The following is a 14,529-nucleotide window of genomic DNA, read 5'->3' on the forward strand; positions in this document are numbered from 1 at the left end:
TGTCCATGTCTGACATCTATATGACACGGCTGCACGAATTAACGGTGGTTCTGTATGCCCTATGTGTCTTATTATATTTTATTGATTTTCTTCACCATAACCGGAAGGCGAATAGGATTGCCTTCTGGTTACTTGCATTTGTATGGGTGCTTCAAACGGTGTTCCTGATACTTTATATGATTAATACAGGAAGGTTCCCTGTATTGACCATTTTTGAGGGCCTATACTTTTATGCCTGGGTGCTTATCACTCTTTCTTTGGGAATTAACAGGCTGCTTAGAGTAGATTTTATCGTCTTTTTTACAAATGTTCTCGGCTTTATCATAATGGCGATCCATACATTCGCACCTGTTCAGATTGATTCGGCTGTAAAAGCACAGCAGCTCATCTCAGAACTTCTGCTGATTCATATAACAGTTGCAATCCTTTCATATGGAGCATTCTCGCTTTCCTTCGTATTTTCCCTGCTTTATCTGATTCAATATGATTTGCTCAAAAGGAAAAAATGGGGAACGCGGCTGCTCCGGATAACGGACTTGTCAAAGCTTGAACATATGTCCTATGTATTAAATGTAATCGGTGTACCTATGCTGATGATAAGTTTAATTTTAGGAATCCAGTGGGCATATATTAAGTTGCCCTATATGGTCTGGTATGACTCCAAGGTGATCGGTTCATTCATTGTCCTTGCTTTATATAGTATTTATCTCTATATGAAAGTTGGAAAGGGCCTATATGGAAAATCTTTAGCCCTCTGGAACTTGGCATCATTTTTAATTGTATTAATTAACTTCTTTTTGTTTGGCAAACTTTCATCTTTCCATTTTTGGTATTCCTAGAAAAGCGGAGGCGACTGTTCAGCCCCGACAAGCATAAGATGGGCTGCGGCCGCGGCGCAGGTTGCCGCAGAGCAGAACAGCTTATGACCTCGAGGGGCTAAGAGCCGCAGCTGGAAAAACAGTAAAGAAAAGCGGAGGCGACTGTTCAGCAGGAGCCAAAGATAGACATATTTGCAGGAGGCAGTCATGAGAAAAATTATCGTAGGTTCAAGACGAAGCAAGCTGGCACTAACTCAGACAAATTGGGTGATCAGCCAATTGAAAAGCATTGACCCGTCCTTTGAGTTTGAGGTGAAGGAAATTGTCACGAAGGGAGATAAAATTCTTGATGTTACCCTTTCGAAGGTCGGAGGAAAAGGATTATTCGTAAAGGAAATAGAGCAGGCCATGCTTGACGAAGAAATAGATATGGCTGTACATAGCATGAAGGATATGCCCGCTGTTCTTCCGGCAGGCCTGACAATCGGCAGCATTCCTGAAAGGGAAGACCATCGGGATGCCCTTATTTCAAAAGGGCATATAAAACTGAATGACTTAAAGGAAGGATCTATTGTAGGAACAAGCAGCCTGCGCAGAGCGGCGCAATTGCTCGCACAGCGTCCGGATCTGGAGATTAAGTGGATCAGAGGAAATATTGATACCAGATTATCTAAACTGGAAACGGAAGAATATGATGCGATTATCCTTGCAGCAGCTGGTCTCTCCAGAATGGGCTGGGCAGCTGATGTTGTTACAGAATTCCTGGAGCCGGAAGTTTGTGTGCCGGCTGTTGGCCAGGGGGCACTATCCATTGAGTGCCGTGAAAGTGATAAGGAGCTTCGGGCATTGCTGGATAAATTCACATGCTCTGAGACGAATCAGACAGTACGTGCTGAGCGTGCGTTCCTTCATAAAATGGAAGGCGGCTGCCAGGTTCCGATTGCAGGCTTTGCCACAATTAATGAAACGGGTGAAATGGAGTTAACCGGACTTGTAGGTTCCCCTGATGGAAAAGTGATTTATAAGGAGACCCTGACAGGTTCTGATCCTGAAGAACTTGGTGTTCAGATGGCAGTCAAGCTTACTGAACAGGGGGCCAAAGAGCTGATTGACAGGGTTAAAGAGGAGCTTGACGGGCAATGAAACAGACTTCCCCTTTAGAAGGCATGACTGTTTTAGTGCCAAGAGGGAAAAATCAGGCTCACTCCTTTTCAGCTCTTATCCAAAGCTATGGGGGGATACCTGTTGAGATCCCCTTGATTGCTTTCGAGCCTTTGGAGGATAAGGAAGTTTTATTTCAAGCCCATAAGCGGATTCACACGTATGATTGGGTGATTTTTACAAGCAAAATAGCTGTGGATGCTTTTTTTGAAAATCTGAGTCTGGACGGGCCTTTCCCTAACATAGCGGTTATCGGAGAGAAGACTAAGAAATTGCTTATGGATAAGGGATTAAAGGTGCAGTTTATGCCCCGGGAATATGTTGCTGAAGGGTTTGTTGAGGATTTTTTGCCATTTGTAGAAGAAGGAATGAAAGTATTAATCCCCAAAGGGAATCTGGCACGTGACTATATCGCAGCCTCCCTTTCGGAAAATGGTGCAGACGTTGATGAAATCATTGTTTATGAGACAACTTTTCCACGTGAAAGCATTGATCTGATAAAAAAACAGCTTTCTGGAACCGGGTTAGATGTCCTTCCTTTTACCAGCCCTTCCACAGTGGATCATTTTATAGGGGCTTTAAAGGAGCTTGGATATCAGAATGCTGTTAAAGACAGTGTGGTGGGCTGCATCGGGCCTGTGACTAGAGATCGTGCAAATGCCTACGGGCTGCAGGTTCATGCGGTTCCTGAAGAATATACAGTACATAGCATGCTAAAGAGCATTATTAGCTACTTGGCAGAAATCAGGAGGGAAATATAATGGATCTTCAATTTAATAGACATAGACGCCTTCGCAAAAGTCCGAATATGAGAGCGCTTATCCGTGAGAACTTCTTGCGTACAGAGGATTTAATATATCCGATTTTCGTGGCAGAAGGAGACGGCATTAAAAGAGAAATCCCTTCAATGCCGGGAATATACAATTTGTCGCTTGATCACCTTGAAGAGGAAATGAATGAGGTTGTTTCTCTTGGAATAAAATCGGTGCTCTTATTTGGAATACCGAAAGAGAAAGATGCATGCGGGCAGCAGGCTTATCATGATCATGGAATCGTACAGGAAGCTACAAGATTTATAAAAGCTAGATATCCGGAAATTATCGTAATTGCTGATACATGCCTTTGCGAGTATACCGATCATGGCCATTGCGGGTTGATTGAAAATGGAGAAGTGCTGAACGATGCATCCCTCGAACTGCTTGTGCAGACAGCTGTCAGCCAGGCTAAAGCAGGAGCAGACATAATTGCCCCGTCAAATATGATGGACGGATTTACAGCAGCCATCCGTGCTGGTCTCGATGAAGCCGGATTTGAAGATATCCCGGTTATGTCTTATGCGGTTAAATACGCTTCTGCATTCTACGGTCCTTTCCGTGATGCAGCTGACAGTACGCCTCAATTTGGCGACCGAAAAGCATATCAGATGGATCCTTCCAACCGCATGGAAGCCATGCGCGAAGCTGAATCTGACTTAATGGAAGGGGCAGACTTCCTGATTGTTAAGCCGGGAATGCCTTATCTGGATATAGTTCGGGATGTTAAAAACAACATCAACCTTCCGATTGTGATTTATAATGTGAGCGGTGAATATTCAATGGTTAAAGCGGCTGCACAGAACGGCTGGATCGATGAACAGAAAATCGTCATGGAAATGCTCACAGGCATGAAGCGTGCAGGAAGTGATTTAATTATTACTTACCATGCGAAAGATGCGGCAAGGTGGATTAAGGAACAGTACTAATAATATGATGTCTTAGTAATTGAAAATTTCTTATTAAACGAAAAGAGGGATGACATGCGCTCTTACGAAAAATCTGTCAAGGCTTTTAAAGAGGCAAGCGAATTGATGCCTGGAGGAGTAAACTCCCCTGTACGTGCCTTTAAATCAGTTAATATGGATCCCATTTTTATGGAACGCGGACGAGGCTCTAAAATCTACGATATCGATGGAAATGAATATATTGATTATGTTTTGTCCTGGGGCCCATTAATCCTCGGCCATACTAATGAACGTGTGGTCGAAGGTATTAAGAAAGTAGCTGAAATGGGGACAAGCTTTGGAGCTCCTACTGAAATCGAGAACGAGCTTGCCAAGCTGGTCATTGAACGCGTGCCTTCCATTGAAGTGGTGCGAATGGTTTCATCCGGAACAGAAGCTACTATGAGTGCCCTGAGGCTTGCCCGAGGATATACCGGCCGAAATAAAATCATGAAATTTGAAGGCTGCTATCATGGCCACGGTGATTCCCTTTTAATTAAAGCTGGTTCTGGTGTAGCAACCCTTGGGCTGCCTGACAGTCCAGGTGTTCCAGAAGGAGTTGCCAAAAATACAATTACGGTGCCTTACAATGACCTAGAAAGCGTAAGATATGCCTTTGAGCAATTCGGAGATGATATAGCAGGTGTGATTGTGGAACCGGTAGCTGGAAATATGGGAGTCGTTCCTCCTCAGCCAGGCTTCCTTGAAGGCTTAAGAGAAATTACAGAACAAAACGGCTCACTGCTTATTTTTGATGAAGTAATGACTGGTTTCCGCGTCGGCTATAATTGTGCGCAGGGCTACTTTGGAGTGACACCGGATATTACATGTCTCGGAAAAGTTATTGGCGGTGGGCTCCCGGTTGGTGCATATGGCGGAAAAGCGGAAATTATGAAGCAGATTGCACCAAGCGGTCCAATTTACCAGGCAGGAACACTATCTGGAAACCCTCTTGCCATGACTGCCGGCTTCGAGACTTTAAGCCAGCTGACTCCACATTCCTACAAAGAATTTGAAAGAAAAGCTGACAGATTGGAAGAAGGGCTTAAAGCAGCTGCTGAAAAATATGATATCCCGCACACCATTAACCGTGCAGGATCCATGATTGGCATCTTCTTTACAAATGAAAATGTTATTAACTATGAAAAAGCCAAAACATCCAACCTGGTTTTCTTTGCAGAATACTACAGGGAAATGGCAAACCAGGGAGTCTTCCTGCCGCCATCCCAATTCGAAGGACTCTTCCTCTCAACTGCACACACTGATGAAGATATTGAAAAAACAATCCAGGCAGCTGAAAAGGCATTCTCCAAATTAAAATAAGCAAGACCTGACACTCATCAGATTTGATGAGTGTTTTTTTATGACCTTATAATTATGGTTATTTGAGTCTTTATGTATCGTTTGAAAGAATCCCCTTTACTGTTGCTGGATTCAATAGACTGTGATTATGCAAATTTTTATTTTGCACGGTGTTGATTGGAGTGGAAGGCGCGATAAAAGTCTAATCCAAGGAATTTTTTCTAAATCAATCTAAGTTTCCCTCAGAGCGCTATTTTTCTAATCATAAAGTATCCTAATCCCTCATAGGATTGTTAATGACATAGTGATTAAACGTAAAGATTCGAAGGGAGGAGTCGCTTTGTCTCAGGGGAATCCATCGTGCTTACGATTTTCTTTAGAAGAATCAGTATGGTTTCAAAAAGGACAGGAAGTATCGGACCTGATTTCCATCTCGTTAGACCCCAATATAACAATTCAGGAAAGCGATCAATATGTAACGATCCAGGGAGCTCTTGAACTGGCAGGTGAGTATAGACGCAGCGATGAAGAAGCATCTGAGGAAGAACAAGAGGATTTGGCAGTCACCAAATTCGTTCAGACAGTTGAAGAAAGAGGAGAAGGAGTTTGTGAATTCAAACACTATTTTCCTGTCGATATCACTATTCCAAATAATAGAATCCAAAGCATCTACGATATTGACGTTGCGGTAGAGTCCTTCGATTATGTTCTGCCGGAACGAAGCTGTATGAAATTGACAGCAAATTTAACCATAACCGGATTGTATGGCGATCAGCAGCATGTTCCTGTTCAAGAATGGGAGGAAGAAGCTGAAACTGAAACGGAAGAATTAGAGCCTCTGTACAGGTCTTCTGCAGCGGCAGAGGAGATAGAGGAAGAAGAAATAATTCAGCAGGAATGGCCTTCATATCAGCTAGAAGAACAGGAGCAGGAGGAAGAGGAAGAGGAAGAAAGAGAGGAAAAGGTATACGCTGGCAACGAGGAAGATATACGGGAAGAGGAGCCTCAGGAAGAGCAGCCAGAAACAGATGAGGTATATATTCCATTTGAGGCGGAAGCAAGAAAGCAGCCAGAAGTGGTAGAGCAAGAAGTGATTAAACCGTCAGTGCCTGCAGCCCTCGAAGTTAAACAAGAGCAGCCAGAAGAAGAACAGACGCCAAAAACTGCACCGGAAATATCTTTTTCTTCTCAGCGCAATGAGGAGGAAGCACCGCCAACCGCACAGGAAATCTATCAAATGACGGAAGCATCAGAATCAGATAGTCCTTCCTTTGAAAAGAAGCCTGTTCAAGCAGCTGCACAGGCAGCTCATGAGGAAACAGAGGAATCCTCATCCTCTTCAGAACAGGAAGCTAAGAAGAAGAAACTCTCCAAGAAGAAAAGCATGTCGTTAACAGAGTTCTTTGCCCGGAAAGAAGAGACAGAGGAACATGTTAAGCTCAAGGTTTGCATTGTGCAGAACGGCGACACAATTGATGCCATTGCTGAAAGGTATGATATACCAGCCCAGCAGCTATTACGGGTGAATCATCTTGAAATCAATCAGGATATTTATGAAGGGCAAGTGCTGTACATTCCTGTTGCGGTAGCCCATTAAATGGTTAAAAGGCTGAGCAGGTATTGATAACCCGCTCAGCTATTTTCGTTTAGCCAATATATTTCAGAATAACATCATTTTTTCTCATTCTGGAAAGTGAGTGGTTTAGGTGGAAGAAAAAAATCGGCTGCGGAAAGTCTCCCCCATTTTAAATCATTATTCATTAGAGCCGCATTTTGTAGAGGAGTTTGGGAGAGTTCAAAAAGTTTACAGCAGCAAAGGTGTGTTTGCTCTGAAGAAAATAAAGCCTCAGCATGGAGCGGATTTTATAAGGCATGTACAAACTCTCTTTCAAAAAGGGTATAACAGAATTGTTCCTATTTACCCGACGGTGGATGGAAGATATGCAGTGCTCCATCAGAATGAATTATTTTATTTAATGCCCTGGATGCCCAATGAAGAAAAGGAGGACAGATTTGAGAGGCATCAGCAAATGCTGAGGGAACTGGCAAGACTGCACACATTGTCCTCGCGGGAAGTTCCTATAAAAAAGGAAGATCGAACCGATCATTATGAGAAAACCTTGCAGGAATGGGAAAAGGAAAATGAATTTTTGGACGGATTTATTGAATCATGCGAAAGAAAAGAGTATATGTCCCCCTTTGAGCTAATGTTTTCACTTTATTATCACGATGTCAGCCAGGCATTAAAATTCTCCACAAACAAATTTAAAGATTGGTATGAAAAAACGAAAGAAAGCGACAAAGCACGAACAGTAATCATTCATGGGAAAGTTTCAACCGAACATTTTCTATACGACGATAGGGGATATGGATTCTTCACGAATTTTGAAAATGCAAGACAGGGGTCGCCGCTCCATGATTTATTGCCGTTTTTATCAAGAACGCTGAAAACTTATCCGAAAAGATCGGAAGAATGTGTAGAGTGGATTTACAATTATATGAAATACTTTCCATTCAGAGACGATGAGATGCTGCTGTTTCAAAGTTACTTTGCTCATCCGGGTCCTATTATCAGGGCTGCTGAGCAATATTATAAAGGGGAAGGAAAAAGGGGGGAAAGAAAGGCTGTCCAGCATTTGCAAAGGCAGTATTGGCTTTTGAAAAATATTGAATATGCTGCAATGAGAATCGATGAAATCGAACGGCAAAAACAAGAAGCAAAGGCAGCTGCCGAAGCTCAAGCGCAAGAAGGAGCCCAAAGCTAATAATGCGGGCTCCTAAACCAGTTGAAGGTGGAAAGCAATTGCAATCAGAATGAACAGCGATAGCAGCAGTACATCAAAGGTGGTAGGCAGCAAAATTGTTCTTATGCCTTGAAAAACACAGAACGGGATAATAAACTGTGCACACACATTCCTGAAAGTTCTTAACCAGGGAGGCAGTGTGTAAGGATTATATTTTCTTCTCATTGTCGCATGCCCCTTTCCTGAATGTTCATATGTATATTCTATGATTCATTTACCGGTAAAGTGCCTATTTTCGTTTCTTTCCTGTATAACGGCATTTTTATACCCGCTATAATACTTTTTTCGGGCAAAATCATCATCACTTCAATGGAAATAATGAATAATATATAAAAAACTCGGGTATCCTTATTGACTATAACAGTCTTTTTTCGGTAGTATATTTTATATATAAAATTGAATATCGATGCTAAGACAGGGAAGAGTACAATGGCCATTTGCCTTTTAGAGAGGAAAACCAGCAGCTGAAAGGTTATCCAGGCAGAACCGTTGGAAGGTCGCCCTAGAGCATCTTTTGCGAAAGGCTGCAGCCTAGTAGTAAAAGACGGGAAATCCGTTATCTGATTAAGTGTCAATCTCTATAAGAATGTCTTTCCCTGATTTTCTTTGGTGATTGAAAAAAAGGTGGTACCGCGAAGCATACTCCATTCGTCCTTTTATGGCGAATGGAGTTTTTTATTTTTAAAAGAAAGTATTCAATTCTAAACGTCGATAACTGTCTAGCTCCACCGCCTTCCCCCTCAACATGTCAGGGGCGGGCAAGGCGCTTCCGCTTTTCTTGTTTAGGATTGTTTTTAGAAAGGAAGAATGACATATGGATAGTAATGAATTATCAATGCCGACGAAATATGATCCGCAGGGGATTGAAAAAGGACGATATGACTGGTGGCTCGAAGGGAAGTTTTTTGAAGCAAAAGACGATGAAACTAAACAACCCTATACCATTGTAATTCCGCCTCCGAACGTAACTGGAAAGCTTCATCTTGGCCATGCATGGGATACGACCCTGCAGGATATCCTCACCCGGATGAAGCGTATGCAGGGATACGATGTATTATGGCTTCCAGGAATGGACCATGCGGGTATTGCCACTCAGGCAAAGGTTGAAGAAAAGCTTCGCAATGAAGGCAAAAGCCGCTATGATTTAGGCCGTGAGAAGTTCGTAGAAGAAACTTGGAAATGGAAAGATGAGTATGCGAGCCATATTCGCCAGCAATGGTCAAAGCTTGGATTAGGGCTTGATTACAGCCGTGAACGCTTCACCCTTGATGAAGGCTTATCAAAAGCTGTTAGAGAGGTTTTCGTTTCACTTTATAATAAAGGTTTGATTTATCGCGGCGAGTACATCATCAACTGGGATCCGTCTACGAAAACGGCCCTTTCTGATATCGAAGTTATTTATAAGGATGTGCAAGGTGCTTTCTACCATATGAGATATCCTCTGACAGATGGCTCAGGTCATATCGAAATTGCCACTACACGCCCTGAAACGATGCTTGGCGATACAGCTGTAGCAGTACACCCGGAAGATGAGCGCTATAAGCATTTAATCGGCAAAACAGTTAAACTGCCGATCACAGGACGCGAAATTCCAATAGTTGCAGATGATTATGTAGAAATGGATTTCGGGTCAGGTGCAGTAAAAATTACGCCGGCTCATGACCCAAATGATTTCGAAATTGGAAACCGCCACAATCTTGAAAGAATTCTTGTAATGAATGAAGATGGCACAATGAACAGCAGAGCCGGTAAATACCAGGATATGGACCGCTTTGAATGCCGCAGGCAGATCGTGAAGGATCTGCAGGAAGAAGAAGTTCTTTTCAAAATTGAAGAACATATGCATTCTGTGGGCCATTCAGAGCGCAGCGGCGCAGTAGTTGAACCGTACCTTTCAACACAATGGTTTGTTAAAATGCAGCCCCTTGCTGATGAAGCCATCGCTCTTCAAACTAAAGAAGAAAAAGTAAACTTTGTTCCAGAGCGATTTGAAAAAACGTATCTGCGCTGGATGGAAAATATTCGTGACTGGTGTATTTCACGCCAGCTTTGGTGGGGCCACCGCATCCCGGCCTGGTACCACAAAGAGACAGGTGAGGTTTTCGTAGGGCACGAAGCACCTGAAGATATTGAAAACTGGGAGCAGGACAAGGATGTTTTGGATACCTGGTTCAGTTCAGCCCTTTGGCCATTTTCAACAATGGGCTGGCCGGATACTGACTCAAGCGATTTCAAGAGATACTATCCGACTGCTGCTCTGGTAACTGGCTATGATATCATTTTCTTCTGGGTATCACGAATGATCTTCCAGGGTCTCGAATTTACAGGAGAGCGTCCATTCCAGGATGTATTAATTCATGGTCTTGTTCGTGACTCACAGGGACGCAAGATGAGTAAGTCCCTTGGAAATGGCGTTGATCCAATGGATGTAATCGATCAGTATGGTGCCGATTCACTCCGTTATTTCCTTTCTACAGGCAGCTCGCCGGGACAGGATTTGCGCTTTAGTATGGAAAAGGTTGAGGCAACATGGAACTTTGCCAATAAAATCTGGAACGCATCCCGATTTGCCTTAATGAACATGGATGGATTAACATACGAAGAAATTGATTTAAGCGGTGAAAAGTCTGTTGCAGATAAATGGATATTAACCCGTTTGAATGAAACAATTGAGACGGTTACAAGATTGTCTGACCGCTACGAGTTTGGCGAGGTTGGCCGAGTTCTGTATAACTTCATCTGGGATGACTTCTGTGATTGGTATATCGAAATGGCAAAGCTTCCGCTGTATGGAGAAGATGAAGCTGCCAAGAAAACTACGCGTTCCATCCTGGCATATGTTCTGGACAATACAATGCGTCTGCTGCATCCATTTATGCCATTTATTACGGAAGAAATTTGGCAGAACCTTCCTCATTCAGGTGAATCCATTACGGTTGCCCAGTGGCCGGAAGTAAACGATGAGTATACAGATACCCAGGCTGCAAACGAAATGAAGCTGCTTGTAGAAATCATCCGCTCTGTCCGCAACAGCCGTGCTGAAGTGAACACACCGATGAGCAAGAAGATTAAAATGATGGTTAAAGCTAAGGATGAGGAAATTCTGGGTACACTGGAAAATAACCGTGCCTATATTGAACGATTCTGTAACCCTGAAGAACTAGTGCTGGCTCTGAATGTTGAGACGCCTGATAAGGCGATGACAGGAGTTGTGACTGGTGCAGAAATCATTCTTCCACTTGAAGGCCTGATTAACATTGAAGAAGAAGTTGCACGCCTTCAGAAAGAGTGGGATAAATTAAATAAAGAAGTTGAAAGAGTCCAGAAGAAACTTTCAAACGAAGGCTTTATTAAAAAGGCGCCTGAAAAGGTAATTGAGGAAGAGAAAGCAAAAGAACAAGACTACAGCGAGAAGAGAGCAGCTGTAGAAGCTCGCATTAAAGAGCTAAAAGGAGAATAATTAATAGTTGCGGAAGGCGGGTCCATAGGAAGGATTCGTCTTCCTTCCTGTATAACGGAGGTGCATATATATGTTTTCTACTTATGAAGAAGCACTGGAATGGATTCATTCAAGGCTAAGACTGGGGATGAAGCCGGGTCTGCAAAGGATGGAATGGATGATGGAAAAACTCGGGCATCCCGAGAGAAGAATTAAGTCTGTTCATATTGGCGGAACGAATGGTAAAGGCTCAACAGTTACGTTTTTAAGATCCATTCTTCAAGAGGCGGGTTATTCAGTCGGAACGTTTACATCGCCATATTTTGAGAAATTTAATGAACGGATTTCTCTTAACGGAATTCCAATAAAAGATGAAGATCTCGTTCGGGTTGCTAATGATATATATCCGCTGGCAATTGAATTGGAACAGACGGAACTTGGCGGTCCAACCGAGTTTGAAATCATTACCGCCATGGCTTTCCAATATTTTGGCCATGTACAGCAGGTAGATCTCGTTTTGTTAGAAGTGGGACTTGGCGGCAGGTTTGACTCCACTAACATCATCTATCCATTATTATCAATCATTACAAGCATCGGGCTCGACCACACCGCCATACTTGGGAATACATACGGGGAAATCGCTTTTGAAAAAGCGGGAATAATTAAACCTGGAATCAGTGTTATTACAGCTGTTAAACAAGAAGATGCTCTCGCTGTTATTCAAGATAAAGCTTTAAGCATGAAGTCCCCTGTTTATCAGCTGGGGAATGAATTTACGATTTCTGATCATAAATCCCTGGGCCAGGGAGAAGTATTTTCCCTGAAGACAGTCTTTCAGAACTACCCTGATTTTGAGACAGGAATGAGCGGAAAACACCAGACTGAAAATGCTTCCCTGGCTGTGATGGCAGCAGAGCTATTAAATAAATTTTATTCTTTCCTTATAGAGGTAAACCATATAAGAATAGGCTTGAAAAAAGCTTTCTGGCCCGGCCGATTTGAAATTCTATCTGAAGACCCGCTGGTGATAATAGATGGAGCCCATAATGAAGAAGGGATAGCTGCCTTAACTGCGGAGCTGAACAACCGTTTTGGAGATAAAAACAAAAATATTGTATTCGCTGCGCTGGCTGATAAAAAGCTTGAAAAAATGATCACTATGCTTGATTCAGCTGCAGAACGCATCACCTTTACCGAATTTGAGTTTCCGAGAGCAGCATCAGCTGAAGATTTATATAATCTCAGTAAAAATGCCAGGAGACAGTTTCATACGGACTGGAAAGTGTTATTGGAGACTGAACTGCGTGAAGCAGGAAAAAACAGCGTGCTGGTTATTACTGGATCACTTTACTTCCTCTCAGATGTGAAGCCTATTCTTTTGAAGCTTTTGGAAAATAATAAATGAAAATATGACAAAAGTTAGAAAATTTGATAAAATGTTCGTATCATCCGACTATTTTCCTGAATAAATTGGAGGAGGGGAAAAAGATAGTTAGTTCACTGGCCAAAAAAATAATATGGTTATTATGGATACTGATATTTCCTGCAGGTTCCATGCTAACCTATCATTTTTACCCACCCGATCTTTCAGGACAGGGAATCAGTTTGTTTGCCTTTTTCATATTGATGTTTTTCGTTTCATCCATGCCGATGGTAATCAATAATACACCAATCTTTTTAATACAATGGGTTACGATGGCAGTGTTTTTAACCTTTGGGCTCCTTGCTGAAATGATAATGGTTCAATTGGGGATCCTGGTACTTCTTTTAAGGCTGAAAATACAAAAGGACCAGCTGTTCCGTCTGCCGCTTAACTCACTTTTGTTCTTTGCATTATCTATTTTGAGCGGACTCGCTTACTTTGCAATGGGTGGTAAAGTTGGTGTAGATCTAATAGCCAATCCCCAATATTTCTGGGTTGCTGCAGCATATCCGGTCATCCATTTTACTCTAAATCAGGTATTGATCAGCGTAATCCAGGCTGTATTGTATGGCAGAAAAATATCTTTTCTGGAAAAAGACCTTATTTGGGAAACTATTACCTCTCTCATAACATTCCCGATTGGCCTTATCCTTTACATTTTATATTCTGAGGTGGGGATTCTTGCACTGCTGTTTGTAGGGGTGCCATTTGTAAGTCTTTCAATCATTCTTCATCTTTATTACTCAAGTGAAAAGGTTATTGATTACCTTCAGAAAGCCGCAGATATAGGCCATCAAATGGCAGAGCGCCTTGATGTGAATGAAGTTATGGAGCTTTTCATTTTGAAATTGAGCGAAATGTTGCCTGTTGACTATGCCTATATTCTTGATATTAAGGATAACGAGGAACTTCACACAATATACCGAATTGAGCATAGCCAAATAAAGCCTAATGACCTTAAGCCTACCAAAAAAAGTGAGGGAATCAGCGGATTGGTTTTGGGCACCCGAAAATCTGCCCTTTTCCATTCTAGGAAGAAATGGAAAAGCATTGCTAAGGAATTCTTGCCTGAAGATGCCGAAAGCCTTATTTGTGTTCCGATAATCCGAAGTAATGAAGTATTGGGAATACTGCTGCTTTCTTCAGCAAAAAAGAGGTCCTATGAAAAGTCACAGCTCATGATTGTCGATATTTTATGTTCGCATTTTGCAATAGCAATAGAGAATGCAAAGCACTATGAGGAAACAAAAGATAAAAGCGAGCGCTGTGCGTTAACGAAACTATTCAATTATAGATATATGGAAGCTAAATTAAATGAAGAATTCAGCAGATTGCAAAATGGTGAAAGAGAACTACTTTCACTCATCATACTTGACATCGATCATTTTAAAAAAGTGAACGATACTTATGGGCACCAAAGCGGTAATGAAATCCTCTGTGAGCTGGCTGATCGTCTGACAAATTTAATAGATAAGGCAGGAATTGCTGCCCGATATGGCGGCGAGGAATTTGTTGTCTTAATGCCTGATACCAGCAAAGAAGATGCGATAGGCTGGGCAGAGTTAATCAGACAGACCATTGCCAACCGTCCATTCATACTCGAACAGCATATTGATGGCAGCAGCAAAAATAAGGCCGTTCATATCACAGCCTCCATCGGGGTAGCTGCAGCTCCAAAAGATGCTGATGATGCACTCGCCCTTATCCGTCATGCCGATAGGGCTTTGTATGTCGGGGCGAAGCGGGCTGGGAGGAATAGGGTTGCGGAATATGCGAAGTAAAAATCCTTTTGACAAACAAAAGGATTTTTTTTGTGCAAAAAT

General features: G+C 42.4%; 11 protein-coding genes and 1 other annotated feature. Of the genes, 10 read left to right on the forward strand and 1 reads right to left on the reverse strand.

The genetic code is table 11. The features are described from left to right. Positions 1-5 precede the first annotated feature (5 nt). The 7 genes from ACEQ1T_RS13735 to ysxE all read left to right on the forward strand — a co-directional run bounded on the left by ACEQ1T_RS13735 (position 6) and on the right by ysxE (position 7,805). The gene (locus ACEQ1T_RS13735) at positions 6-839 is read left to right on the forward strand and encodes a cytochrome c biogenesis protein (RefSeq protein WP_206838986.1); all 834 of its coding nucleotides are present in this window, start codon (positions 6-8) and stop codon (positions 837-839) included. A 186-nt stretch (positions 840-1,025) separates the two neighbouring features. Then, a complete protein-coding gene (gene hemC, locus ACEQ1T_RS13740) occupies positions 1,026-1,961 on the forward strand; it encodes a hydroxymethylbilane synthase (protein WP_206838976.1) in 936 nt (311 codons plus the stop codon). Then, on the forward strand, positions 1,958-2,740 hold the full coding sequence (locus ACEQ1T_RS13745) for a uroporphyrinogen-III synthase (RefSeq protein WP_206838974.1): 783 nt from the start codon (positions 1,958-1,960) through the stop codon (positions 2,738-2,740). The genes hemC and ACEQ1T_RS13745 overlap by 4 nt, the downstream gene beginning before the upstream one ends. Then, complete coding sequence (gene hemB, locus ACEQ1T_RS13750) at positions 2,740-3,720, forward strand: porphobilinogen synthase (protein ID WP_206838973.1); 981 nt, start codon at positions 2,740-2,742, stop codon at positions 3,718-3,720. Before ACEQ1T_RS13745 ends, hemB begins: the two co-directional genes overlap by 1 nt. A 54-nt stretch (positions 3,721-3,774) precedes the next feature. Beyond that, positions 3,775-5,061 carry a glutamate-1-semialdehyde 2,1-aminomutase gene (gene hemL / locus ACEQ1T_RS13755; protein ID WP_370223381.1) on the forward strand — a complete coding sequence of 429 codons (1,287 nt, stop codon included), beginning with the start codon at positions 3,775-3,777 and terminating at the stop codon, positions 5,059-5,061. Between the two features lie 319 nt (positions 5,062-5,380). Beyond that, complete coding sequence (spoVID, locus tag ACEQ1T_RS13760) at positions 5,381-6,637, forward strand: stage VI sporulation protein D (RefSeq protein ID WP_370223383.1); 1,257 nt, start codon at positions 5,381-5,383, stop codon at positions 6,635-6,637. Positions 6,638-6,746: 109 nt separating this feature from the next. Further along, entirely contained in the window at positions 6,747-7,805 is a 1,059-nt protein-coding gene (gene ysxE / locus ACEQ1T_RS13765; RefSeq protein WP_206838968.1) for a spore coat protein YsxE, read from the forward strand. A gap of 12 nt (positions 7,806-7,817) precedes the next feature. Here ysxE and ACEQ1T_RS13770 read toward each other — a convergent pair whose 3' ends face one another. Beyond that, complete coding sequence (locus tag ACEQ1T_RS13770; RefSeq protein ID WP_019380294.1) at positions 7,818-8,009, reverse strand: hypothetical protein; 192 nt, start codon at positions 8,007-8,009, stop codon at positions 7,818-7,820. A 237-nt stretch (positions 8,010-8,246) separates the two neighbouring features. Beyond that, positions 8,247-8,503 (forward strand) — a binding site (T-box leader). A gap of 155 nt (positions 8,504-8,658) precedes the next feature. Here ACEQ1T_RS13770 and ACEQ1T_RS13775 point away from each other — a divergent pair. From ACEQ1T_RS13775 to ACEQ1T_RS13785, 3 genes are all read left to right on the forward strand, one after another. After that, on the forward strand, positions 8,659-11,304 hold the full coding sequence (locus ACEQ1T_RS13775) for a valine--tRNA ligase (protein WP_370223386.1): 2,646 nt from the start codon (positions 8,659-8,661) through the stop codon (positions 11,302-11,304). A gap of 70 nt (positions 11,305-11,374) precedes the next feature. Further along, positions 11,375-12,688 carry a folylpolyglutamate synthase/dihydrofolate synthase family protein gene (locus ACEQ1T_RS13780; protein ID WP_206838964.1) on the forward strand — a complete coding sequence of 438 codons (1,314 nt, stop codon included), beginning with the start codon at positions 11,375-11,377 and terminating at the stop codon, positions 12,686-12,688. Positions 12,689-12,837: 149 nt separating this feature from the next. After that, the gene (locus ACEQ1T_RS13785) at positions 12,838-14,487 is read left to right on the forward strand and encodes a sensor domain-containing diguanylate cyclase (protein WP_370223387.1); all 1,650 of its coding nucleotides are present in this window, start codon (positions 12,838-12,840) and stop codon (positions 14,485-14,487) included. Positions 14,488-14,529: the final 42 nt, after the last annotated feature.

The sequence above is a fragment of the Cytobacillus sp. genome, assembly GCF_964223445.1.
Classification (GTDB): Bacteria; Bacillota; Bacilli; order Bacillales; family Cytobacillaceae; genus Cytobacillus.